Origin of the sequence: Akkermansia muciniphila (genome assembly GCF_040616545.1) — a bacterium.
Taxonomy (GTDB): Bacteria; Verrucomicrobiota; Verrucomicrobiia; order Verrucomicrobiales; family Akkermansiaceae; genus Akkermansia; species Akkermansia muciniphila_E.
Genome location: NZ_CP156688.1, coordinates 2,627,401 through 2,651,102, shown reverse-complemented (window position 1 = coordinate 2,651,102; position 23,702 = coordinate 2,627,401). Strand labels below are relative to the sequence as shown.

Below are 23,702 nucleotides of genomic sequence, written 5' to 3'. Positions count from 1 at the left end.
ATCCTTTTTCATGAATACGCCATTCTGCCAAAGCTGCGGCATGCCCCTGAAAAGCAAAGAGGATTGCGGCACCAGTCATGACGGAAGCGCCAGTGAGGAATACTGCTGCTATTGCTTTCAAGGCGGAGCCTTTACCTCAGACTGCACCATGGAGGAGATGATTGCGCATTGCGCCGGATTTGTGGAGGAGTTCAACAAGGAAAATGGCTCTTCTTTTACCAGGGAGGAAGCCGTTGCTCAAATGACCCGGTATTTTCCCACGCTGAAACGCTGGAAAAAGCAATAGGGCGCCCTGCCGTCTTCCAAGCCGTTCACGGTGGGAAGCCCCATTCTTGCCTGTCTTTCCCGGGTAAAAGGCGGGGCTGTCTTTTCCCGGTTTATCAAACCCTTCGCAAGACAGCCCCGCAGGAAGAACCTTGCAGAGGCGGCTATCTCCTGTGCGGACCATGGGCTCCGCCCGGAGCGGAAGGCCGGGGGGAGGGACGGGACGGAGCGGCAGAAGGAGGAGAGGACGGCCTGACAGGCGCGCCGGCGGACGGCGGCGGGGAAGAAGGCCTGGAGACGGACGGCGCGCTGCCGGGACGGCTCATGCCCGGATTGGACGGGGCTGGCCGTGATGACGGCATGGAAGGACGGCCGGAATCCGGTCTGGATGGGCGGCTGCCCTCCGGGCGGCTTATGCCCGGACGATGCGAACCGCCGGGATTATTGCCGCCGGGACGGTGGGGATTGTTTGCGGAAGGGCGTGAAGGACGGCCGGGTTTTCCAAAGTCCGGCTTCCCGTGGCTGCCGCCGGGCTGGCTGATTCCGGGACGGTCCGGGCGGTTGTGGCCGCCGCCGGGATGAATCACGGGGGGACGGGAGGGACTGCCGGGTTTGCCGAAGTCCGGACGGTGGCCCGGCCTCCCTGGCTGGGGAACCGGCCTGTTGTTCCCCGGACGGTGGTCCGGACGGAAATGATCCGGCCTGTACTGGGGTTTCATGGGCGGACGCGCCATGGGGCGGCAGTAATGGGGCCGGATGTAGTGCCCGCGGTAATAGGGAGCGGGGCCCCACGTGGGAATGTAATAATTGGGCCGGATCAGGCTGATGGAGTAAATGGGGCTGCCGAACGTGTCATAGGCATAAATGGGCCTGCCCCCGTAGTACCCGTAAATGGGATAGCCGGCATTGTCATACATGTAGGACGCGCCGGAGCCGCCGCTGCTGTAGGATCCCGATACGCTGAAACTGTCATAATAGGGATCATAGCAACTGGACAGGGCGCAGCCGATGGCTGCCGCCAGCAGAGAATTCTTTAAAATATCGTATGCTTTCATGATGTTGAAATGGAGTGGGCGTTTTTTCCCTTTGCCTGGAAAGCGGCGGGAGAAATGTACATTTGTTTAAAATTATTTTGCTTGGAAACGGGCTTCCTCTTGTCTTAGACTGCAAAAACGTTCTACGTGATGGGAATTCTCTATCAAGATAAAAAAGTTGGTCTGGCCCTGCTGTGCGATAATGCCCCGTATACGCTGGCCATGACGCTGGCGTCCTATGACAGGGCAGGCCTGCTGGAATATTTTGATGAGGCCTGCATCGTTTTTCCGGAGAATGCCACCAAGGTGTGCGAAACGGCCCTCTCCTACGGGCTTTCCGCGGAGGCATCCCCCGCGGACGGCGGCTTTATAGGAACGCTCCACACGGCGGTCAACTCCCTGGATACGGATTATATCCTGCTGGCGGAGGACGACTGCATGATCTGGGAGCATCTGCGTGGGGAAACCCTGGAGAAGCAGTTGAAGCGGGCACTGGAGCTGCTGACGTCCGGCCAGGCGGACATGGTGCGCCTGCGCCATGCATGGCGGGGCAGCACGCGTTACAAGGCCGCCTACACGTACTCCTACTTTTATCCCGTGGAACAGCTGGCTACCATGTGGGTGCATGCGGAAGGGCTGTCCGAGGCCCCGGACTGGGTCAAGAGCCTCCGGCGCTTCTTCCATCCTTTCCGCTCCAAGCGCTCCATCGGCCGCTGCGTTTACGTGGAGCAGAACCCCCACCTGCGCTTCCCCAAATACATCACCAAGATTGATGAAGGCTATATCATTGACAGTGAAGTGTTCCAATGGACGAACCAGCCCACCCTCATTTCCCGCTCCAGGCTCAAGCAGATCCTGACGGGGCTGGCGCAGGCCCCCGGCACCATCGGGAAACTGCCCCAGGACTTTGAAACCGCCGTCAATAATCCGCGGTGGAGGGACGCCCACATGAACATAGGCGTTATCCGGGGAATTTTCACTTAAGGAGGCGCATGACGGAAAGCGGAAAGGCGGCGCGGTATGAATGCGCCCGGTGCGGCGCGTGCTGCCGCTGGGCGGGGGACGTGTGCATAGAAGAGGATGAAGTGCGGGAAATCTCCCGTTTCCTGCACATGGAGGAACAGGCGTTTATCGACGAGTGCTGCCGTTTACGCGCCAACAGGCAGGGATTATCCATCCGGGACGCGGAGGACGGCGCCTGCATGATGCTCACGGAAAACGGCTGCCGGATCAATCCCGTCAAACCGCGCCAGTGCCGGGGCTTCCCAAGCCAATGGAATTTTCCCGGCTGGCGGGAACTGTGCCGCGCCAGGGAAGTGAAGGAGGGACAAGGGGAATAACGTGCCCGGCGACGGGGAGAAAGCCTCCGGGCCTGCGTGAATGAAATTTTTTCCGAAGTACGGCGGAGGGAAATTTTAATGAGAGAGCTTGCAGGATTAAATAAACTGCCCTAAATCCTGTTCAAAACCCGGGTAGGACGTATTAATGCACTCCGCATCCGTCAGCACGGTATCCCCCTGGGCGCTGAACCCGGCCACCAGGAAGCTCATGGCGATGCGGTGGTCCCCGTAGCTGGGAAGTTCTGCGCCTTTCAGCGCGGTGCCGCCGTGAACGATCATGCCGTCGTCAAATTCCTCCACGTTTACGCCCATAAGGCGGAGGTTCGCCGCCGTGGTGGCGATGCGGTCCGTCTCCTTGACGCGCAGTTCATGGGCGTTGCGGACGATGAAATCTCCCTGGCCCAGGGCTCCGGCCACGGCCAGGATGGGAATCTCGTCAATCAGGTTGGGAATCTCCTCCGGAAGCAGGCTGGTTCCGTGCAGGGCGTCCGAGCCGTATACGGTGATATCCCCGTACGGTTCCCCCGCATCCTCCGGGGACGTGGTGGCAATATCCATTCGCACGCCCATCCTCTTCAGCGCGCTGATGACGGCGTTCCGGGTATCGTTCAGGCCCACCTGGCGCAGCGTCAGCCGGGAGCCGGGACGGCTGGCGGCGGCCACCATCCAGAAGGCGGCGGAAGAAATGTCTGCGGGGACCGTCAGGTCATGGGCCATGGGAAGCGCTGGACCTTTTGTACTCACGGTCAGGCCGTCCACGGTGCAGGGCACGCCAAAGTGGCGGAACAGGCGTTCCGTGTGGTCACGGGTGACGGCGGGCTGGCGCACGGTGGTAACGCCGTCCGCAAACATGGCGGCCAGCAGGATGGCGCTTTTCACCTGGGCGCTCGCCATGGGCAGCGTGTAGGAAATGGGGTGAACGCGGCCGCCATGGATATACAGGGGGGCGCAGCCCGGCTTGGCGCCGCGGGCTTCAATCCGCGCGCCCATCTGTTCCAGCGGCTGCATGATGCGGCCCATGGGGCGGGAACTCAGGGAAGCGTCTCCGAACATCTCGGAATCAAAGGGGCAGGCGGCCAGCATGCCGGCAAGCAGCCTCATGCCCGTGCCGGAATTGCCGCAGTCAATGGGCCGGGCGGGGGCCGCGGGCTTCATGGCCACGCCCGTCATGCGGAAGCGGACGGGGCCGTACCCCTCCCGTTCTTCCAGCACCTCCACCTTCGCTCCCAGCTGTTCCATGGCGCGCAGGGTATTCAGGCAGTCTTCACTGCACAGGAAATTATCCACCTCCGTCACCCCTTTCGCCAGACCGCCCAGAATGGCGGCGCGGTGGGAGATGCTCTTGTCTCCGGGCACGGTCAGTACCCCTTGCAGGGAGGGAATGGAATGGGAGTGAAGGTTCATGGCGGCGTCCCGGAAGAACTAACCTGTATTGGCGGCTGAATCAAGCCAATTACGAGAAGCCGGGAGGCGGAATGGATGGCGCCGGGCTTCCGGAAAGGCGCTGGAACTGGAGCGGTGGACGCCCCATAATGGAGTTGATTTTCCGGGGCGGTGACGTATATTTCAACCCGTTATCGGCTGCGTCCTCCGGAAAGGAAGGAGAGAGCCTTTCCGGATCAATGGATCAAGCTGGTTTTCATAGGTAGTAAGTTGGAGCGGCCACGGGAGTGGTCTTGTGGCCGCTCTGCCTTGTTTCAAGGATTGACATTCAAGAGAATGTGAAATAGAAAAGGCCGGTGAGTTTCATTGTCCGGACTGTCATTCTCTGTACCGCGCTGGGCGTCATGGCCGCCTGTTCCCAGCGCCAATCCGTGCAGCCTGTTTCTGAAGCGGCCGTGCATGTCAGCATCGGCGCCCTTGTGTACGACGTCACGTTGAAAGATGACGGAGTGGAGGTGAAGAGACGCCCGTTCGCCTTGTATGCGGATGCGCTGGGGAAGCAGTACCCTGTTAAAAAGGTATTTCTGAAAGGCGACGCCTACAAGGTGGAATCCCTGGCCAAAACCCTCTTAAAGGAAGGATGGACTAAAGGCGCCTCTCTTCAGCCGGAAGAACCGGCCGTTTTCCTGCACGCCGCGGGGGAAAAGAAATTTCATCCGGTACCTGCCGCAAGCGGCAATACCGCCGTCTGCAAGGCTCTTAACAAAGCGTGCTATGAGGCCTGCCTGAAGGAGCCCGGCATTTCCTGAGTCCGGAGGAGAACAGGGAAGGGGAACAAAATGCCCTCCGTACCCGCTTTGGGCTTTACCGCGCGCCGCTGAAGGCGTATGTAGTCCGTGCCGATCAGGTTCGGGTGGTCGCTGTTCCGGTCTTCGGGCCGGGGTAGAGGAAAGTCCGGACATCACAAGGCAGCGTGTCCCGTGAAAGCGGGAGACGGGAACCTCCCAAGGGTTCCCGGACGGAAAGTGCCACAGAAAACAAACCGCCCGGACGGGGTTTACCCCCGTTCAGGCAAGGGTGAAAAGGGGAGGTAAGAGCTCACCGCTCCGAGGGCGACCAAGGAGGCATGGTAAACCCCGCGCGATGCAAGACAAACAGGGGAAGGGTTGCCTGCCCGCCGGATCCCCGGGTATTAGTCGCACCCGTTCCGTAAAACGAACGGGCGCGCGGAATGCTTCACCGCAGTCCGCGTGAGAAAAATGGCCACACAGCCGGCCTGCGCCGGTGGACAAAATCTGGCTTACAGAACCTGATCGGCATCTGTCTTTTTTGCCCCGCGGCTTTCCGCCGCCTTTTCCGGGAAGGGAAACGTCCGGGAAATTGTCCGGTTCCGGGGTCTCTTTGGGGTTGCATGGATGTCTCAAATGTGTAGAATCCGTCACCTAATTGCCACCCACTATGGAGAAGCTTGTTGTACACGGAGGTTTTACGCTGAGGGGAGCCGTCAATATCAGCGGGTCCAAAAATGCGTCCCTGCCCATTCTGGCCGCGTCCCTGCTGACGGATGAGCCTGTGGTGGTGCGCCGTGTGCCGGATGTCTCCGATACCAATTTCATGGTGCAGATCATGGGCCAGCTTGGCGCTTCCGTGGAGAGGTCCAGCGGCAACGTGCGCGTGGAGGCCAGGAACCTGCATTCCGAAGCCACCTATGAACAGGTGCGCAAGATGCGCGCCTCCATCTGCCTGCTGGGGCCCCTGATGGCCCGCATGCAGCGGTGCGTGATTCCGTTGCCGGGCGGCTGCGTCATCGGCGACCGGCCCGTGGACCTGCACATCAGGGCCATCCAGGCGCTCGGCGCCCGGGTGCAGATTGAGCGCGGCAACCTGATTATTGAGGCCCCCGGGGGCCTGAAGGGCGCCACGGTGGATTTGAGCGGGGACCACGGCCCCACCGTTCTGGGAACGGACAACCTGATGATGGCCGCCGTGCTGGCGGAAGGCACCACCGTCATTGAATCCGCCGCTTCCGAGCCGGAAGTGGTGGACCTGGCCAACTTCCTGATCAAGCTGGGCGCCAATATCCAGGGCGCCGGAACGCGCCGCATCGTCATTGAAGGGGTTGAAAAACTCCGCGGCTGCAACCACACCGTCATTCCGGACCGCATTGAAGCTGGCACCTTCATGGTGGCCGCCGCCATGATGGGGGACGGGGTGACCCTGAGGCGCGTTTGTGAAGAGCACATGACCGTGGTGACGGACCTGCTCCGGAAATGCGGGCACCACGTGGAATTCAACGAACGCGGGGACACCGTCACCATCATTGCCGGTAATACGCCCAAATGCGGGGAAATCAAGACGGCCCCTTATCCCGGCTACCCCACGGACATGCAGGCCCAGATGACGGCCCTCTTCGCCACCACGCCGGGCATTTCCGTGGTGAAGGACACCATCTTCCCGCAGCGCTTCATGCACTGCTCTGAGCTCAAGCGCATGGGCGCGAACATCAAGGTGGACAACGGCACCGCCGTCATCTCCGGCGTGGAAACCCTGAGCGGCGCGCCCGTCATGGCGTCCGACCTGCGCGCGTCCGCCGCGCTGGTGCTGGCGGCCCTGAAAGCGGAAGGCACGACGGAAATACACCGTTTGTACCACATTGACCGCGGCTATGAAATGATTGATGAAAAGCTCCTGGCGATCGGCGCTGCCGTGGAAAGACAGCCGGATGACGACAATTAACGCCGTTTTGGGCTTGTGTACCGCATTTTTTCTTTACTGTCAGGATTCCGTATGATATTCACCGAAGTCCTATGAACAAGGCTCAACTGATCGAATTGATTCAAAACAAGCTGGGTGCCGATACCACCAAAAAGCACGCTGAAGAAGCTCTGGCCGCTGTGCTGGAATCCATCAAGGAAGGCGTGCAGGAATCCGGCAAGGTGCAGATCATCGGCTTTGGTACGTTTGCTACCAAGACCCGTGAAGCCCGTACCGGCCGCAACCCGAAGACCGGCAAGGCGATCAATATTCCCGCTTCCAAGACGGTTGCTTTCAAGGCCTCTTCCGCTCTGAAGGACTAAGAAGGCAGTTGCTTCTAAAAATAGCACTTTTCTTTCAGCACCCCGTCCTCCGCGGACCGGGGTGTTTTTTATGTCCCGCTGGGGTTGTCCACGGCTTGACCGGATGCGGTCCGCCGTCTAGAATGCCGCCATGTCCAGCAGTTTTGGTCAGGTGTTCAGAATCTCCACCTGGGGTGAGTCCCATGGAGCCGGGGTGGGTGTGGTGATTGACGGCTGTCCGTCCCTTGTCCCGGTGACGGAAGAAGACATTCAGCGGGAGCTGGACCGGCGCAGGCCGGGGCAGAGCGACATCGTGACCCCCCGCAAGGAGGAAGACTGCGCGGAAATCCTTTCCGGCGTGCTGGACGGCAAAACCCTGGGAACGCCCATCGCCATCAGCGTGCGGAACAAGGACCACCGTTCCTCCGCCTATGATGAAATGGCCCACACGTACCGCCCCTCCCACGCAGACTACACGTATGACGCCAAATACGGCATCCGCGCCTGGGCGGGCGGGGGCAGGGCCTCCGCGCGGGAAACCATCGGCCGCGTGGCCGCCGGAGCCGTGGCCAGGGCCGTGCTGAAGCAGGCCTTTCCGGACATGGACGTCCTGGCCTGGGTGGACCAGGTGCACCAGGTGAAAGCCTCCGTGGACTGGGAGGCCGTCACGGCCTCCGTCATTGAAAGCAACATCGTCCGCACGGCGGACCCCTCCGTGGTGGAGGCCATGATTGCCGCCATCAAGGAGGCGCGGGATGCCGGCAACTCCCTGGGCGGCGTGGTCAAATGCGTGGTGCGCGGCTGCCCTCCCGGACTGGGGGACCCCGTCTTTGACAAGCTGGACGCCACGCTGGCCCACGCCATGATGAGCATTCCCGCCACCAAGGCCTTTGCCGTGGGCTCCGGCTTTGAGGCGGCGGAGATGACCGGGCTGGAACACAACGATCCTTTTTACATGCGGGACGGCCATGTGCACACCGTCACCAACCACTCCGGCGGCATTCAGGGCGGCATCTCCAACGGAGAAGACATCCTGATGCGCATCGGCTTCAAGCCCACCGCCACGCTCATGATTGACCAGCAGACGGTCAACCAGGCAGGGGAGGATGCCCGGCTCAAGGGCAGGGGACGGCATGACGCCTGCGTTCTGCCGCGCGCCGTGCCCATTGTGGAGGCCATGGCGTGGCTCTGCCTGTGCGACCACTACCTGCGCCAGCGCTGCCAGCGGGCGCTGTAACAATCGGTTCCGCGGCTTCTTTCCTGTCATTCATGGACTCCTCCCTCACATTCTACCTGGTACTGGGCGCGCTGCTGGTCGGCTTCATCGTGCTCGGCATGCTGAAAGGGATGATTAAGATGCTCCTGTTCGGCGCGGCGGTGCTATCCGCCGTGGCGGCTTACTTCTGGCTGTCCAAATACGGTTTTACCTATCTCTCCTTCATCACCAGCGACCCACGGGAATGGATGGTCACCGTGCTGTCCGTCGGAGGGGCGGCGGCGGTCTTCTTCATCTTCATGCACGGCCTGTTCTGGTTCAGCGACGTCTTCTCCTGGGGGCGGCGTATGGGCTTCGGCGGGGCCAAAGGCATTGTCACCACCATTCTGATGGCGGCGGTCGTCTGCTGGGTGGGCGTCATGTGCATCTTCTACTACGGCTCCATGGCGGAAATGACGCGCGCCCGTGAACTGGCTCTGTATCACATGGACCCCAACCGCACCATCTCCCTGCCCGCTATTTATTCCGTCAAGAAATCCATCACGGACAATCCCCACCTGAACTGGCTGGTGACCATCTCCCCGGAGCATGATCCGGAACGCCTCTCCCTGGCAAAAATGATTGCCTACCTGGTGACGCTCAGCCCGGAACTCTCCGACCAGCGCCGCACCCAGCTGGACTGCTACATGCCCCGCTCCCGCATCACCAGCCGCGTGCTGAGCCTGAAAAGCCTGAGTGAAGACCCCGCCATCCGCCTGCTGGTGGAGAAGGGGGACATGCAGGGCCTTTACAACGACGTCAAGCTTACCCGCTTCCTGGAAGACCAGGACGTGCGCTCCGTCCTGTCCCAGTTGGACGTGGACCGCGTCCTTGGCTTCGTCACGGAAACCCGCCAGACGGCCCCCTCCGGGAATGAATACATTCCCGAAGCCACGCCTATTGAGGAATAAGCGGCTTCTTCTCTCCACTGAATTACTTTCCTTTCTATTATCTGCTTTTCAAAGGTTTTTGTTTTGGATAGTATTGGATATATTCAAGTTTGATTTGGCATGGATGAAGAAAAGTTGCAGGAGGAATTGGAAAAATGGGAGCGTGAGATTGTTCTTGATCCTGAAAATTTCACAGCTTATGTGAAGAAAGGAAATGTTCTGGATGATCTTGGACGGAGCAGGGAAGCGCTGGACAGCTACAACAAGGCGCTGGAAATCAATCCTGCTTACGATAAAGCCTATTGTAACAGGGGCATTGTGTTGAAAAAATTAGGAAGGCAGGAGGAAGCGCTGTCCAGCTACGACAAATCATTGGAAATCAACCCTCGGAATGATGCTGCCCATTACAATAGGGGATATATTCTGAATGATCTCGGTCGGAAGGAGGAAGCGTTGGTAAGCTATGGCAAAGCGTTACAGATCAACCCTGAGGATTATGCAGCCTATTATAATAAAGGAAATATCCTGAATGATCTCAAGCGGAAGGAAGAAGCGCTGGATAGCTACGACAAGGCGTTGGAAATCAAACCTGATTATGATAAGGCTTATTGTAATAGAGGAATTATCCTGAAAAGTTTAGGGCGGAAGGAGGAGGCTCTTTCCAGCTATAACAAGGCGCTGGAGGCCAATCCTGGTTACGATGCGGCTTATTACAACAGGGGAAACGTCCTGGATGATTTGGGGAGAAAGGAGGAAGCTCTTGCCAGTTACAATAAGGCCCTGGAAATCAATCCTGACTATGGGGCGGCCTATTACAACAGAGGTAATGTGCTGGATGACCTGGGCCGAAAGGAAGAAGCTCTTGCCAGTTACAATAAGGCCCTGGAAATCAATCCTCATCATGATGCATCCCTAAACAATAAAGGACTTTTGTTATCCGGTCTTGGTAAAAGGGAAGAGGCGTTAGCGTGTTATATTCAAGCCATTCAGATTAACGCCAATAACGAAATAGCAAAACGGAACCGAAGGTCTCTGGTAGGAAGCAAGGAATTCTGGGATAGCCTGCCTGAAAATAGCCAGGTGGATTTATGGAGTGGAGACGATGATTTCAATATCCTGGCAAACAAGGAACAACTGGAAGGATGTTCCGGAAAAGATTTATTCCATATCCACCGTCTATGGGTGGAACAATATCGACTCTTGTATCTGCTTAACGCTGATCTTGAGCAAGTGGGGCATTATACATCCTCCATGGTATTTGAGACCTTGCTCCAAAAGCAGACGAAAGCGAACGGGAAAGCAAGCCCCTTGTTGTTATGCAGTCTGGCTGCGGCTAACGATCCTACGGAAGGCACCGTTTTTCAGGCCTTTCTGACGCAGGATTGTCTACCTTCCCAAAGAATCCAGAGTCATCTTGCCGTATTGCAGGCTTCCTTTTCTTCTGCAATTGATTCCCTAAACCAGTTTCGTCTTTACGGAAAGAACAAGGGGGAGGAAGGAACCGGGCTGTGCCTGGTATTTAACCGATCCTTTTTCGCCAAGCCGGGAGAAACGTCCATGATTGCCGTTCAAAAAGAGGACGACGACTCCTCTAAAAAAGAGGCTAACATGTGCCGCAAACTGCCTCTTTACTGGGTATTGTATTATGAATGCTCTTCCGGTCGAATGTATTATACCCCTGCATGTTTTGAATATTCCTTAAACAAGGATTTTGACGTTTGTGAAGACACATTGAAAGAATCTGAGAGGAAGAAATTTCAGGAGATCGGTAAATCATTGAGGAAAATTAGGGAGCATTTTGAGCATATCAGCGAAAAGGCTCAAAAGGCCGCTCTGGAAATGCTTATTTACCTGAGGCATTTAGTAAAGGATGCCGCCTTCAAAGATGAAAAGGAATTGAGGATTCTGTCTTTGCATTCTTATCATGACCAGAATTCTCTCCTCAAGGTATTGCCGGGCAAAAACTGTCTGTCGGTAGGCTATCTGCCGGTCATTCATGATGGGGAGGAATATCTGGAGAAGGTGATTGCCGGACCCAAATTAAGGGATTTTGCCAATCTGGTGGATGTGGCCAAATTCAGGCTTCATCATTTGGGAGGAAAGAAGAAGGTAGTGTTTCGCCAGTCCCAGGCGCCTTTGAGCTGAATTTGAGAGTTGGGTAGAAAAGTCTTCTCCGCCTGCCGGACCGTCAACGTGTGCGGGTGCTGTGGAAAGGTGAAGCACCAGCCGAAGAGGCGTACAAAGCGGTAGTAAAGTCCCTTGCGGCTGGCGTGCTGGGTGGTCATGAGGTCGTAGAAGGCCAGGTCTATCTGGCTTCTGGCGATGGGGGCCCCGTTCATTTTGGCGTGCAGCATGGCGTCGTGGAACAGGGAAGGAAGGAGCATGTCCGGCGGGGTGGTTCCCCAGGTGACGCCGTCCCAGCCGTAGCCGGGAGAGATGGTGAATGTACCGCCCTCCGCTTCCAGGCGGATGGAGGAGTCATACACGCTGACGGCGGTCCAGTCGCCGAAGTCCGCCTTTTTCCTACCGCTGGTCCAGCTGATGGCGTTTTTAGTAATGTAGAAAGGCTTGCCTTCATAAAGGGTTCCTTCATACCATCCGGCCACGGCTTCCGGAGCAGGGGAGGGCGCGGAGCACGATTCCAGCAGCACCGCAACGCACGCCGTTGTGAATAACATGAAAATATCATGTGAATAAAAGGGAGAGGGCATAGGCTGGCAGGGAGGGTTCCGAACGGTTGTTTTATTGGATTTCCAGCACGATGATTTCCGGAGGGCAGCAGAAGCGGAGGGGGAGAACGCTGCATCCTAGTCCGCGGGTGATGAGGAACGGCGTGCCGTTCAGTTGGGACCAGGGATAGGAGAATTTGGCCTTCTCCCGGGAGATGTTTGCCAGGGGTTTGCCTCCGGGCAGGCAGATCTGTCCGCCATGGGTGTGGGCGCTGATAACGGCGTCCGCCGTGCCGGGAGCCAGCAGGGGAAAGATGTCCGGCACGTGGGAGAGCAGGATGTGGGGAATGTCCGGGGAGAAGCGCAGCGGCAGTTCCTCCGGCCTGATTCTCAGGTGGTAGTCATCCCGGACGGAGGAAAGCTGCAAATCCCTGCCGCCGGGGAGGTGCAGCAGCAGGGAATCGTTCCACATGGGCAGGATGCCCAGTTCTGAAAACATGTTCCGCCACAGGTCCCAGCCATAGTACTGGTCATGGTTGCCCTGCACGGCAAAGATGCCCAGGGGGGCCTTCAGCATCTTGAAGTATTCCCGGGCGGTGTCCGGGCTCATGCTGCTCTCCCGGGTGTGGCCGTTGGCATAGTCCCCCATCAGGAAAATCATGTCCGGCTGGGCCTCCATGATTTTTTCCATGTACCGGTGCGCCTGGTCGCCGCCGTTCGGGCGCAGATGGAAGTCTCCGGCAATCACGATCCGGAGCGGGGAGGCGCCTTTTTCCTTCCACTGCGGCACTTCCAGCGCGGTTGTGACGGTTTCCACGCGCCTGGGTTCCACCTGCCACGCCCACATGAATAAGGAAAAGCCGATCATCAGTACTGAGACAGAGATGATTGCAAGTTTGTTGAGAAGGGGATGACGCGGGCGTGACTTCATGCGGGGCGGGCTCCGGACTGATGATGAAGCATTTCGCCCGGTTTTCAATCATTCGTGTTTGCCAATCGGGATTTTGCTGGTATGATCCGTCCCGCTCAAGGTGGGGCTGTCCGATGACTGCAGGCCCATCTTCATATTAACATCCTAATACCATGCAGTTTACACACGAAATCGAACAAATGTGTTGCGTCAAGAAAGGCTGCAACCATGGTCCGGCCCCCATCCCGCAGGAAGGCAACTGGACGCAATCCAAGGAGATCACGGATATTTCCGGCCTGACCCACGGCGTGGGCTGGTGCGCTCCCCAGCAGGGCACCTGCAAGCTGACGCTGAACGTCAAGAACGGCATCGTTGAAGAAGCCCTTGTGGAAACCAGCGGCTGCTCCGGCATGACCCACTCCGCCGCCATGGCCGCGGAAATCCTGCCCGGCAAGACCGTGCTGGAAGCGATGAACACGGACCTCGTGTGCGACGCCATCAACACCGCCATGCGCGAACTGTTCCTGCAGATCGTGTACGGCCGCACCCAGAGCGCTTTCTCCGAAGGCGGCCTGCCCATCGGCGCCGGCCTTGAAGACCTCGGCAAAGGCCTCCGCTCCCAGATCGGCACCCTGTACGGCACCCGCGCCAAGGGCCCCCGCTACCTGGAAATGGCTGAAGGCTACATCACCAAGCTGGCTCTGGACGAAGACGGTGAAATCATCGGCTACGAGTTCGTCCGCATGGGCCCGATGATGGAAATGATCAAGAAGGGCATGGACGCCAATGAAGCCCTCGCCAAGTGCACGGGCAATTACGGTCGTTTTGACGAGGCCGCCAAGTACATCGATCCTCGTCACGAATGAGATTGAATTAAGAAGAGAATATCAACTTCAAGCACTATTACCATTATGCCTCTTTTCGAATCCTACGACCGCCGCATCAAGCAGATCAATGAAGCCCTGGCCAAATACGGCATCGGCTCCATTGAAGAAGCGGAACAACTCTGCCTTTCCAAGGGCATCAACGTTCGCGAAATCGTGAACGGCATCCAGCCCATCGCGTTTGAAAACGCCGGCTGGGCCTATGTGGTGGGCGCCGCCATCGCCATCAAGAAGGGCTGCACGAAGGCCGCCGACGCCGCTGAAGCCATCGGTGAAGGCCTCCAGTCCTTCTGCATCCCCGGTTCCGTTGCGGACGACCGCAAGGTGGGCCTGGGCCACGGCAACCTGGCCGCCATGCTCCTGCGTGATGAAACGGAATGCTTCTGCTTCCTGGCCGGGCACGAATCCTTTGCCGCCGCTGAAGGCGCCATCGGCATTGCCAAATCCGCCAACCGAGTCCGCAAGCAGGACCTCCGCGTCTGCCTGAACGGCCTTGGCAAGGATGCCGCGTACATCATCTCCCGTATCAACGGCTTCACGTACGTGCAGACCAAGTTCGACTACGCCACAGGCAAGCTGAACATCATCCAGGAGAAGGCTTTCTCCAAGGGCCCGAAGGCCGCCGTGCGCGTGTACGGTTGCGACGACGTGCGCGAAGGCGTGGCCGTCATGTGGAATGAAGGCGTGGACGTTTCCATCACCGGGAACTCCACCAACCCCACCCGCTTCCAGCACCCGGTAGCCGGCACCTACAAGAAGGAATGCAACGAGAAGGGCAAGAAGTACTTCTCCGTGGCTTCCGGCGGCGGTACGGGCCGCACCCTGCACCCGGACAACATGGCTGCCGGTCCCGCCTCCTACGGCATGACCGATACCATGGGCCGCATGCACTCCGACGCCCAGTTCGCCGGCTCCTCCTCCGTGCCCGCCCACGTGGAAATGATGGGCCTCATCGGCATGGGCAACAACCCGATGGTCGGCGCTTCCGTAGCGGTGGCCGTGGCTGTTGAAGAAGCCGCCAAGGAAAACGCCTGAGCGCTCCGTTAAAAATTCACAGAGCCGCTTCCCTGATGTGGGGAAGCGGCTCTTTTTATGGCTTGGTAAACAAGGGAAGGACGGAAAAGGGGGAATTACAGGCTCCCGCTGCTATTTCCTTCCGAAAATCAGCTCCCGATGCGGAACCGTCCGTCCCGGTCCGTGCGCGGAGGCAGCCCGCGTGAAGGCGCGGATCTTCTGGAAACAGTCGCCGGTCTGGCTGCGGACGGCCTGACCACGCGTATTTCCGTCCGCCCGGTAGCAGCGGGTACAACAGTTTTCCCGGGTTCCGCGGCATGGACCGGAGCAGGGGCGGGGACTGTCCCGGTCACCAGTTTTTGCTGTTCATGGGCCTTGTAGGCGCGCTGCAGGGTAAAATCTCTCTGTTCCCCGGGTTTCAGGGAGTAGTCCGCCTTCTTGGATTCCCCCGCTTTCCGGGCCAGGGGCTCCACGCGTTGCTGCAATTGCGCGGCGGTTTCCAGCTTGCCGTCCACCCATTCAGGATTCCATTCCGGGGTTGAACTTTTCAGGGATTGAAGGAGTTCCGCGGCCTTTTTGCCGCTTTCCATGGCAGCCTTGTAATCGCCTTCCTTTTCCAGCCGCGCGGCGCGCGTCAGGGAAAGGTTGGCTTCGTAAAACGTGTCTCCGGGATCGCCGAAGGCCGTCATGGACGCCAGGATCATGCAGAGCAGGGAGCAGGGTAGAAGATGTCTTTTCATGATTGTTGGAACTATAGCATGCGGGTCCGTTTTGGAAAGGCCTTTCTTCCGCCATGTCCACATGGAGCAGGGGAAAGCCACGGCCTGGAGATGAGCGGGAGGATGGATGTTTCCTCTTTTATGAACGAAGCCTATCTAATTTGCGGCGAAGCATTTGAAGAATTTCCTGCGGGGTACGGCCGGGTTTCCTGATCCAATCGTAAAACTTTTCCCCATTGACCGGAATCCTCACGTTCCCCAGCTGTTTCAGTCTAATGTCTATGTGTTCAGACCAGCAATTGTTACGATATACCCCTCCGCTTCCAACGCCAAAAAAGTACCTCATTATCATGCTTATTTTAATGTGGAGCATATTCTGCTCTTTTGCTTTCAATATTCTCTTATTGATGGATATACGCCACTCCTTCTCTATTTTGGTCAGATTTCTCTTCCGCCATGTATCAGCATAGAAACGGCATTCATTCTCACTGATGATCTTACTATTTAAAGCTTCCCGCAGGCACGCCGGATTAAAAGGCTTAGTGATGTCTTTCCGGACCCGGCGGATGGCATCAAAGTGTTTTGATATATCAAGGTTCATGAATTTTTTCACACAGTGATTACCTACGGTTAGTTTTTTTCTATTGATCATGTTTTGAATGATACAGTTCTCTTTAATAACGTGCCCGCAAATGCATGTACCTTCTTCCTCCTCCAAAAATGTTTCCACATGTTCCCATTCCCTCAACGCGGACAGGAACCATTTGGATTCGGAATTAGCTACCAGCTCTGAGCAGAATTGATCCATATATGAATTATTCATGATTTTATTTTCTATTCATGAGGCGTGCGTGAATGCGCCCTCACCATTCAGGGAAATTTTCAAAATGGATTTCCCCTTCTATATGTTTCCCCCTCGTCTCTTTCAGCAGGCGCGGATTTCTTCCTTATTCCAAGGGCATATCTTCCATTTCCGTACCCGGCACAACTTGACGGAAAGGCGGGAGTGCCGTATGATGGTTTAGACCTGATATATGACCCGGAACGAGCCATCATCCACTCCCGCTCTGCCGATGGAGGAAGACCCCAGATACCTGACGGAACAGATTGTGACGTATCTGGGCAACAAGCGTTCCCTGCTGCATTTCCTGGGTACGGGGCTGGAGGAGGTGAAAAGTCGCCTGGGGAAGGAGAAATTGAGGGCAGGAGACCTGTTTTCCGGCAGCGGCATTGTAGCCCGTTTCCTGAAGAAGCATTCGGAGGAATTGATTGTCAATGATCTGGAGGAATACAGCCGCATCGTCAACACCTGCTACCTGAGCAACCCGGAGGAAGTGGAGAATCTGGAGCTGGAGAGGCATTACCGGCGCCTGCTGCGGTATATGGAAGAGCATGAATACCAGGGCTTCATCACGGAATTGTACGCTCCCAAAAATCCGGACAGCATCACGCCGGAAGACCGCGTTTTTTATACACGCCGCAATGCCGTGTACCTGGATACGGCCCGGCAGACCATCAACCTGCTTCCGGAAGAAGTAAGGCCGTATTTCATCGCCCCCCTTCTGGCGGAAGCCTCCGTGCATACGAACACGTCCGGCGTGTTCAAGGGGTTTTACAAGGACAGGCAGGGCGTGGGCAAATTCGGCGGCACGGGCGGCAACGCCCTCGCCCGTATCCTGGGGGATATTTCTCTGCCGTTTCCCGTGTTTTCCAGATTTGAATGCCAATATTCCATCCATTGCCGGGATGCCAATGAACTGGTTGCGGAATTGCCGGAGATGGATGTGGTGTATCTGGACCCCCCTTACAACCAGCATCCGTACGGTTCCAATTATTTCATGCTGAACCTGCTGTCTTCCTATGAAAAGCCGGAGGAAACCAGCCGCGTTTCCGGCATTCCCACGGATTGGAAGCGTTCCACGTACAACAGCCGCCAGCACGCCCCGGCGGCCCTGTTCCGGCTGCTGGAAGAGTGCCCGGCCAGGTTTATCCTGCTTTCCTACAGCTCGGAGGGGTTCATCAGCTATGAGGAGATGACGGAGTTCCTGGGGCGCCTGGGCCGCATTGTGACGCTGGAAACGCCGTACGCTACCTTCCGGGGGAGCCGGAATTTGAGGAACCGCCCGCAGAACGTGACGGAGTTCCTGTTCCTGGTGGAACGTTTTTAACGGGAAGGAGAGGTAGAAGGTCATGCAAGCCCATCTGGAACGCTTCATCCGTTTTCTAGCCGCAGAGAAGGGCTTGAGCGCCGCCTACCAGCTTTCCGTGAGGCAGACGCTGGAGGAATTCGCCCGGTTCCTGGGAACGGAGGACGCCGACCTTTCCCAGGTGGACATCGGCAGGCTTACGGAGTTCCTGCGGCATTTGCAGGCCCGCGGCATGGCCCGCAGTTCCATGCGGGTGGAAATGGTGCATTTGCGCATTTTCTTCCGCTGGCTGGCCGGGATGGGGATGCTGGAAAAAGACCCTTCCGCTTTTCTGGAAATGCCCCGGCAGGGGCTGTCCCTTCCCCATGTGCTGGATCAGCAGACCGTTTCAAAATTGCTTGAAAGCATTGACGTTCAAGATGTTTCTCTTGGATGCAGAGACAGGGCGCTGCTGGAGATGATTTATGCCTGCGGCATGCGGGTGAGTGAAGTAATTAACTGTAAATTAGAGAGTTTTGATGCTGATGACGCGTTCGTCAGAGTTCAGGGGAAGGGGGACAAGACGCGGCTGGTTCCCGTGGGAAGATCGGCTCTGGAGGCGTTGAAGGCGTATCTGGAGAAAGGAAGGCCCAAACTGGTCAAGCCGGGAACGAAGAGCCATATTTTCCTGACGGTGCGCGGGAGGCCGCTGACCAGGGAACGGGTGCGCCAGATTCTTCAGGAGCGCGCCAGGGCCGCGGGAATAGACCAGCACGTTTTCCCGCATATTCTGCGGCATTCCTTTGCCACGCATCTGCTGGAGAATGGCGCGGACCTGCGCATCATTCAGGAGATGCTGGGCCACGCGGATATTTCCACCACGCAGATCTACACGCATCTGGAACAGCAGCGGCTGAACGCCATTCATCACCGTTTTCATCCCAGGGGGTGAAGGTGCGGGTGCAGGATTCCTGCATGAGGCATGGCCGGGGGATGGTTTGGGAAGTATCCTGTTTAAAGACAGTATTCAACGGGCTTTGTTCACTGGTTCTATATTTTGCATTACATATATTATGCGAAGTATTAAACAGGGGTATTCTCCAGCCCGTTTTTCTTTTCCACAGGGTTTCCCGGACTGCCCCGTTCATCAGAACCGGCAAGAGGGAGCGCCGCCAGACTTTTGCGGTCATTCGAATCAATATAACTCGGCCCGAAAGGCAGGTTCTCTTTCCAATTGCCTCCTTGGCTCCCATCCAGTCAATTTCTAGAACCCCGCGCGCTCCCTGGATGCCTTCCTTCTTCCCGTTTCCAAGCAGCCAGCCGGGCACTTCCATTCAAACCGTGGGCCCCTATCTTGGCTATCTTGGTAGAACTCTCCCGATCTTCTCTGGGGAAGATAACTACCGGTATTTAGATGTCCCTTCCCTGCGCTTCTCTCTTGCCAGATCATCTTTCATCCGTCATAATGAAAAAAGCATGAATACTTTCGTCTCTCTTTGCCTTATCGGAGGCCTCAGCCTGGGGTCCCTCTGCTATGCCCAGCACATGGATAATGATGCCAAGAAGAAGGTGATCAAGGATTTGGAGAATCTCCTCGCCCTGAACAGGTCTGCGGAAACCAAGGTGATCAATGCCGCCATCAGCAAGCTTAATTCCGCCGGCAGAGACCCCAGCGCCGCGTACGACCTGCTGATCCAGTCCAAGAAGTTCCTCATGGAGGCGGAAAAGGAGAAGGACAAGAGCCAGGGAAAGAGCGCGAAGATCGCCTCCAATTCCCTGAAGGACTGGATGGACCGCGAGGCCAAGAAGTACCAGGACAAGAATGCCCGCAAAGGGTTGATGCTTCAATATCAATGGGGCGTGCTGGTGCTCAGGGCCCGGCTTAAGGAGAACCTGATGAATGCCACGTCAAGCGCCACCAACGGAGCGGAGGAGGAGTCCCTGGACGTGACGGAGTTCCAGAAGCCCGCCATGGATTTGCTGAACGCCTACCTTTCCGCCTGTGCGGACCCGGATTTCATTGATCCCTCCGCCACGGCTTCCTCCAAAAACAACGGAGGAGGAGCCGGCAAATCCGGCGCCCGCATTGCGGAACAGTCCGTCCTGAATACGGAGGTGGGAGAAGCCCTGGGCATCAGCAGCATGTCCTCCAAGGCCTTCCCTGATTCCATGAAGAACCGTGACGAGATTTTTGACAAGCTGTTCTTTACGGGCTACCGCAAGACGCGCAACCTTCCCGCCCTCAGGCAGGCATGGAGCAAGAGAATTTCCATGGAAGTGGCCCTGGGCAAGGTCAGCCATGCCATTTCCACCGGCAAGAAGTCCGGCATGCAGGGCCGCATTGCCAATGCGTCTGAAGACGAGTTCGACGAGCAGGATTCCTCCATCCTGGACCGTTTGCGCTGGCGTTGTGAACTGGATTGCTTTGACCTGGGCGACCAGGCGAACGCCACACGGAACATGATGACGCTGATCCGGACCACGGTGGACCCCGTGCGCCGGGAACAGGGAATCCGGACGCTCCGTGACAAGCTGATCCAGAGCATGAAGAGCATGGTCACAGCCTCGGAGGATGAGAGCATGGCGGACAGTTCTTCTTCATCTTCATCCGCCGCGCCCCGCCCCGCAGTGCGGCCGCCCAGAAGGAAAACCCCTCCCACCACGATCACGACCAGCCGTGAAATGGATGATCCCGGCGCCATCGGTACGGACGTGCCTAAGCCGCCCAAGCCGGACCCCACCCGGAGCGACGATTTTTTTGAAGACGCGTAACAGGTTTTAGCCAAGTCTGTTGCCTGAACGGTGGCTCCGGCGTCCATGGAATGCACAGAGCATCCTTGACGTTTGGAGCCGTCCTTTTATACAGTAGGGGCATGTATCAGCCATTTCAGTTTTTCATGCCCGCGCAGATTTTCTTTGGCGCGGGTTCTTTGGACAATCTTGGTTCCGCCCCCCTGCCCGGCGCCAAGGCCCTGATCGTCATCGGCGGCACGTCCGTCCGGCGTCTCGGTTATCTGGACCGCGTTCAGGACCTGTTGAAACGGCAGGGAGTGGACAGCGTCGTTTTTGACAAGGTCCAGCCCAATCCCGTGGTGGAGCACGTAATGGAAGCGGCCGCCCTGGCCAAGGAGACAGGGTGTGATTTCGTCATCGGCCTGGGCGGAGGCAGCAGCATGGATTCCGCCAAGAGCATTGCCGTGATGGCCGCCAATCCGGGAACCTATTGGGATTACATCCAGGGCGGTTCCGGCAGGGGTTTGCCTATTCCCAACAAGCCCCTTCCCATTGTCTGCATCACCACCACGGCAGGCACGGGAACGGAAGCGGACCCGTGGACCGTCATCACGAAGGAGGATACGCAGGAGAAGATCGGCTTCGGCTTCAAGGGCACCTTCCCCACCATGTCCATCGTGGACCCGGAGCTGATGCTTTCCGTTCCGCCCAAATTGACGGCTTACCAGGGCTTTGACGCCTTTTTCCACGCCGTGGAGGGGTACATGGCCACGATTGCCTCTCCCATGGGGGATATGTTCGCGCTCCAGGCCATTGAATACGTTTCCAAGTATCTTCCCCGCGCCGTGCATAACGGGGATGACCTGGAGGCGCGCGCCTACGTGGCGCTGGCCAATACGTATTCCGGCTTTGTGGAGACGATTTCCTGCTGCACCTCGGAGCATTCCATTGAACACGCCCTGAGCGCCTTCCATCCGTCCCTGCCCCATGGCGCGGGGCTGATCATGATTTCCTGGGCCTATCATGAAGCTTATGCCCCTTCCTGCCCGGAACGTTACGCCAGGGTAGCCGCCGCCATGGGGCAGGGAGCTTCCGTGGACGGCTTCCTGAACGGGCTGAACAAGTTGAAGGAGGCCTGCGGCGTGGACAAGCTGAAGATGTCCGAGTACGGCATTACTCCGGATTTGTTTGAGGAGTACGCCAAAACGGCCTTTTCCACCATGGGCAACCTGTTTGAGCTGGACCGCTGCAAGTTTACTCCGGCGGATGTCGTCAGCATCCTGGAAAAGTCCTATTCCTAAGAGCGGGAACCGCCTACGGAACGAATGCGGACAGGCTGCGTGCACGCCAGGCAGCCGTGCGGCAGCCTGTCCAGCCAGCAGGAGATTTTTTCCAGGAACGTTTCAATGCGTTCGGAGGTGTCCATGATCTCAATGATGACGGGCACCTTCTCGGTAATTTCCCAGAATTTGGGGCTCATCAGGCGCGTATGCCGGCCGAACCCCATCAGTCCCTTGTAAACGGTGCAGCCGGCCATGCCGTAGCGCCGGGCGGCATACGCTACAGCTTCGTGAACGGGGGTGTGCCTGACGGCGTCAGTGCTGCTGACGTAGATGCGCAGCATGAGGGTTTCTTCCGGAGTATTCATCAAGTTGTTTCCTATCTGGCGGCCAGGTATCCCAGGCCAATGGCAATGAGGCCCCCGGCAAAGCTGAGGAGGGTGTAAAGAAAGAAGGCGGGGAAGTTCCCTTCCTTCAGCAGAAGGAAGGATTCATTCATCAGCGTGGAAAAGGTGGTGAAGCCGCCGCACAGCCCCACGGTAAGGAAAAGCCGTGTTTCCGTATGCAGCAGCAGGCCCCGGCTGAACAGCCCGTAGAGAACGCCCAGGACCAGGCATCCCAGCAGGTTGACCGCCGCCGTTCCCCACGGAAAGGAACTCATGGAGCTGGTCTGGACAAAACGGGCCAGCAGGAAGCGCAGCACGCCTCCCGCAAAGCTTCCCAGCCCTACCATCAGCAGCATTTTCATGATAGCGGCTTTTCTCCGGTTGAATGGGAATAAGGCTTCGGGCGCGGTTCCAAAGAGGCCGTGGCCGGATGGTTCAGGAAAAGACGGCGGGAGGCCGGGGAAAACGGCCCGTTTGCTTGAACGGAATGGCGGCGTCCGGCGTTTCCGGGAATGGGTTTAAAGGCGTTCATGTTCGTATGGGGATGTCCTTTACCGGGTACAAGGCTTCTGCATCCGGTGTGATACAGAAGCCATCAGCCTGCCGTGCAGGCGGTTTAGGGAGCGTTCCCAGGGAAGAGCCTCATTTCCTTTAAGCGCGTGCAGGTAAAATAACCCGTTTTTTCCATATCTCCAGCCTTTTATTCTTGATCACGGGTTTAAATCCGTATTCCCTTTCTTCCATGTCCCAGCCCCTGCTTGTCACCGGAACCATCGGAATTGATACCATCCTCACTCCCCACGGGCGTGCGGAGGGCGTGCTGGGCGGTTCCGTTTCCTTTGCGGCCGTGGCGGCCCTGATGTTCGCGGACCGGGTGGACGCCGTCAGCATCATCGGGGAGGATTTTCCCACCCATTATGAAGAGGCCCTGGCGGCCAAGGGATTGCGCATGGACGGCGTGGAGAGGAAGAAGGGGCCGTCCTTTTCCTGGACCGGGGAATATTTTGACAATATGAACAAGCGCAGGACCGTCTGCGCCAATGATTCCGTGATGCTGGAATGGAACGTTCACGTGCCGGAGCCTCTCCGGAACCACCCGGTGCTGGCGTGCTGCTGCATGGTTCCGGCCCAGCAGCTCAAGTGCATGGAACAGTGCCCGGACTCCTCCCTGGTGCTTTCCGATTCCATGGACAAGTGGCTGCGCCGCCAGCCGGAGCTGCTGGACGCCGTGATCAGCCGTTCCCACATCACCATGATGAATGAGGATGAAGCCAAGGAGTACGCCCATGCGTCCACCGTGCTGGAGGCCGGGGAGTTCCTTCTTTCCAAGGGGGCCGTTTATGCGGTGGTGAAGCAGGGGGAATACGGCGCCACGCTCCTCGGACGCGGGCCGGAGGGAGGGACGGACATTTTCCGCTGCCCGGCCTACCCGCTGAAAACCCTGGTGGACCCCACCGGGGCGGGAGATACGTTCCTGGGCGCCCTGGCTGGTTATCTTGCCACCCTGCCGCCGGGCCTTCCTTCCTTTGAGGAGATGAAGAGAGGCATTATTTACGGCACGGTAGCCGCCTCCTTCACCTGCGAGTCCTTTTCCGCGGACGCCCTTCTTTCCATGACGGCGGAGACTTTCTGCAAGCGCCTGGAAGAGTATGTGGCCATGTGCCGCATTCCCACAGGCTGTGTTTCCATACGGGAAATTGATTAAGGAGAAACCCCGGCGCGGGCATGCACACCGGGGTTTTGTAAAGACGGGGCTGCG

Annotated in this window: 24 protein-coding genes, 1 other RNA gene and 1 riboswitch; of the genes, 17 read left to right on the top strand and 8 right to left on the bottom strand. The window is 57.7% G+C overall.

Annotation, left to right across the window (positions count from 1 at the left end; genetic code table 11):
• Positions 1 to 10: 10 nt before the first annotated feature.
• Positions 11 to 286 (top strand): zinc ribbon domain-containing protein, encoded by a 276-nt coding sequence (locus ABGM91_RS10740; RefSeq protein ID WP_354832228.1) that lies wholly within the window; start codon positions 11 to 13, stop codon positions 284 to 286.
• 142 nt (positions 287 to 428) lie between these two features.
• Here the strand turns inward: ABGM91_RS10740 and ABGM91_RS10735 are convergent, their stop codons facing one another.
• Positions 429 to 1,319: a hypothetical protein gene (locus ABGM91_RS10735; protein ID WP_354832226.1), complete on the bottom strand. Its 891-nt coding sequence runs from the start codon at positions 1,317 to 1,319 to the stop codon at positions 429 to 431.
• Positions 1,320 to 1,448: 129 nt separating this feature from the next.
• Between ABGM91_RS10735 and ABGM91_RS10730 the strand changes: the two genes are divergently transcribed.
• Positions 1,449 to 2,282, top strand: a complete 834-nt coding sequence (locus tag ABGM91_RS10730; RefSeq protein WP_354832224.1) for a hypothetical protein — start codon at positions 1,449 to 1,451, stop codon at positions 2,280 to 2,282.
• Between the two features lie 8 nt (positions 2,283 to 2,290).
• Positions 2,291 to 2,638 (top strand): YkgJ family cysteine cluster protein, encoded by a 348-nt coding sequence (locus ABGM91_RS10725; protein WP_354832222.1) that lies wholly within the window; start codon positions 2,291 to 2,293, stop codon positions 2,636 to 2,638.
• A 96-nt stretch (positions 2,639 to 2,734) separates the two neighbouring features.
• Here the strand turns inward: ABGM91_RS10725 and aroA are convergent, their stop codons facing one another.
• A complete protein-coding gene (gene aroA / locus ABGM91_RS10720) occupies positions 2,735 to 4,042 on the bottom strand; it encodes a 3-phosphoshikimate 1-carboxyvinyltransferase (protein WP_354832220.1) in 1,308 nt (435 codons plus the stop codon).
• Positions 4,043 to 4,377: 335 nt separating this feature from the next.
• On the opposite strand from aroA, the gene ABGM91_RS10715 reads away from it, so the two are divergent.
• The 7 genes from ABGM91_RS10715 to ABGM91_RS10685 all read left to right on the top strand — a co-directional run bounded on the left by ABGM91_RS10715 (position 4,378) and on the right by ABGM91_RS10685 (position 11,367).
• The gene (locus ABGM91_RS10715) at positions 4,378 to 4,830 is read left to right on the top strand and encodes a hypothetical protein (RefSeq protein WP_290565866.1); all 453 of its coding nucleotides are present in this window, start codon (positions 4,378 to 4,380) and stop codon (positions 4,828 to 4,830) included.
• A 92-nt stretch (positions 4,831 to 4,922) separates the two neighbouring features.
• Positions 4,923 to 5,340, top strand: an RNA gene (gene rnpB / locus ABGM91_RS10710) — RNase P RNA component class A.
• Between the two features lie 139 nt (positions 5,341 to 5,479).
• The gene (gene murA / locus ABGM91_RS10705) at positions 5,480 to 6,757 is read left to right on the top strand and encodes a UDP-N-acetylglucosamine 1-carboxyvinyltransferase (protein WP_215428290.1); all 1,278 of its coding nucleotides are present in this window, start codon (positions 5,480 to 5,482) and stop codon (positions 6,755 to 6,757) included.
• Between the two features lie 71 nt (positions 6,758 to 6,828).
• On the top strand, positions 6,829 to 7,098 hold the full coding sequence (locus ABGM91_RS10700; protein WP_022398307.1) for an HU family DNA-binding protein: 270 nt from the start codon (positions 6,829 to 6,831) through the stop codon (positions 7,096 to 7,098).
• A gap of 130 nt (positions 7,099 to 7,228) precedes the next feature.
• On the top strand, positions 7,229 to 8,314 hold the full coding sequence (aroC, locus tag ABGM91_RS10695; RefSeq protein WP_354832217.1) for a chorismate synthase: 1,086 nt from the start codon (positions 7,229 to 7,231) through the stop codon (positions 8,312 to 8,314).
• A gap of 32 nt (positions 8,315 to 8,346) precedes the next feature.
• The gene (locus ABGM91_RS10690) at positions 8,347 to 9,243 is read left to right on the top strand and encodes a hypothetical protein (RefSeq protein WP_354832215.1); all 897 of its coding nucleotides are present in this window, start codon (positions 8,347 to 8,349) and stop codon (positions 9,241 to 9,243) included.
• Positions 9,244 to 9,342: 99 nt separating this feature from the next.
• Positions 9,343 to 11,367, top strand: coding sequence for a tetratricopeptide repeat protein (locus tag ABGM91_RS10685; RefSeq protein WP_354832213.1), 2,025 nt, complete (start codon positions 9,343 to 9,345; stop codon positions 11,365 to 11,367).
• Here the strand turns inward: ABGM91_RS10685 and ABGM91_RS10680 are convergent.
• Both ABGM91_RS10680 and ABGM91_RS10675 read right to left on the bottom strand, forming a co-directional pair.
• Positions 11,310 to 11,900: a hypothetical protein gene (locus ABGM91_RS10680; protein WP_354832211.1), complete on the bottom strand. Its 591-nt coding sequence runs from the start codon at positions 11,898 to 11,900 to the stop codon at positions 11,310 to 11,312. The genes ABGM91_RS10685 and ABGM91_RS10680 overlap by 58 nt on opposite strands.
• A gap of 64 nt (positions 11,901 to 11,964) precedes the next feature.
• Positions 11,965 to 12,759 (bottom strand): metallophosphoesterase, encoded by a 795-nt coding sequence (locus tag ABGM91_RS10675; protein WP_354832209.1) that lies wholly within the window; start codon positions 12,757 to 12,759, stop codon positions 11,965 to 11,967.
• Positions 12,760 to 12,974: 215 nt separating this feature from the next.
• On the opposite strand from ABGM91_RS10675, the gene ABGM91_RS10670 reads away from it, so the two are divergent.
• Positions 12,975 to 13,667, top strand: coding sequence for a hypothetical protein (locus ABGM91_RS10670; protein ID WP_102711579.1), 693 nt, complete (start codon positions 12,975 to 12,977; stop codon positions 13,665 to 13,667).
• Between the two features lie 45 nt (positions 13,668 to 13,712).
• Positions 13,713 to 14,720, top strand: coding sequence for a GGGtGRT protein (locus tag ABGM91_RS10665; protein WP_215429526.1), 1,008 nt, complete (start codon positions 13,713 to 13,715; stop codon positions 14,718 to 14,720).
• Between the two features lie 128 nt (positions 14,721 to 14,848).
• On the opposite strand, the gene ABGM91_RS10660 is transcribed toward ABGM91_RS10665, so the two are convergent.
• Together ABGM91_RS10660 and ABGM91_RS10655 are read right to left on the bottom strand one after the other, a co-directional pair.
• Entirely contained in the window at positions 14,849 to 15,439 is a 591-nt protein-coding gene (locus ABGM91_RS10660; RefSeq protein WP_354832207.1) for a hypothetical protein, read from the bottom strand.
• Between the two features lie 118 nt (positions 15,440 to 15,557).
• On the bottom strand, positions 15,558 to 16,241 hold the full coding sequence (locus ABGM91_RS10655; RefSeq protein ID WP_354832205.1) for a hypothetical protein: 684 nt from the start codon (positions 16,239 to 16,241) through the stop codon (positions 15,558 to 15,560).
• Between the two features lie 211 nt (positions 16,242 to 16,452).
• Between ABGM91_RS10655 and ABGM91_RS10650 the strand changes: the two genes are divergently transcribed.
• The 4 genes from ABGM91_RS10650 to ABGM91_RS10635 all read left to right on the top strand — a co-directional run bounded on the left by ABGM91_RS10650 (position 16,453) and on the right by ABGM91_RS10635 (position 21,578).
• Positions 16,453 to 17,586 (top strand): DNA adenine methylase, encoded by a 1,134-nt coding sequence (locus tag ABGM91_RS10650; protein ID WP_354832203.1) that lies wholly within the window; start codon positions 16,453 to 16,455, stop codon positions 17,584 to 17,586.
• A gap of 22 nt (positions 17,587 to 17,608) precedes the next feature.
• Entirely contained in the window at positions 17,609 to 18,496 is an 888-nt protein-coding gene (locus tag ABGM91_RS10645) for a tyrosine recombinase (protein ID WP_354832201.1), read from the top strand.
• 524 nt (positions 18,497 to 19,020) lie between these two features.
• Positions 19,021 to 20,316, top strand: a complete 1,296-nt coding sequence (locus ABGM91_RS10640; protein ID WP_290565876.1) for a hypothetical protein — start codon at positions 19,021 to 19,023, stop codon at positions 20,314 to 20,316.
• Between the two features lie 101 nt (positions 20,317 to 20,417).
• Positions 20,418 to 21,578: an iron-containing alcohol dehydrogenase gene (locus ABGM91_RS10635; protein ID WP_354832198.1), complete on the top strand. Its 1,161-nt coding sequence runs from the start codon at positions 20,418 to 20,420 to the stop codon at positions 21,576 to 21,578.
• On the opposite strand, the gene ABGM91_RS10630 is transcribed toward ABGM91_RS10635, so the two are convergent.
• On the bottom strand, positions 21,575 to 21,925 hold the full coding sequence (locus tag ABGM91_RS10630) for a DUF190 domain-containing protein (protein ID WP_290565877.1): 351 nt from the start codon (positions 21,923 to 21,925) through the stop codon (positions 21,575 to 21,577). The genes ABGM91_RS10635 and ABGM91_RS10630 overlap by 4 nt on opposite strands.
• Before the next feature lie 11 nt (positions 21,926 to 21,936).
• Positions 21,937 to 22,305 carry a fluoride efflux transporter CrcB gene (gene crcB, locus ABGM91_RS10625; protein ID WP_290565878.1) on the bottom strand — a complete coding sequence of 123 codons (369 nt, stop codon included), beginning with the start codon at positions 22,303 to 22,305 and terminating at the stop codon, positions 21,937 to 21,939.
• Between the two features lie 217 nt (positions 22,306 to 22,522).
• Positions 22,523 to 22,602: riboswitch (Fluoride riboswitch) on the bottom strand.
• Between the two features lie 83 nt (positions 22,603 to 22,685).
• On the opposite strand from crcB, the gene ABGM91_RS10620 reads away from it, so the two are divergent.
• Entirely contained in the window at positions 22,686 to 23,648 is a 963-nt protein-coding gene (locus ABGM91_RS10620) for a PfkB family carbohydrate kinase (protein ID WP_354832196.1), read from the top strand.
• Positions 23,649 to 23,702: the final 54 nt, after the last annotated feature.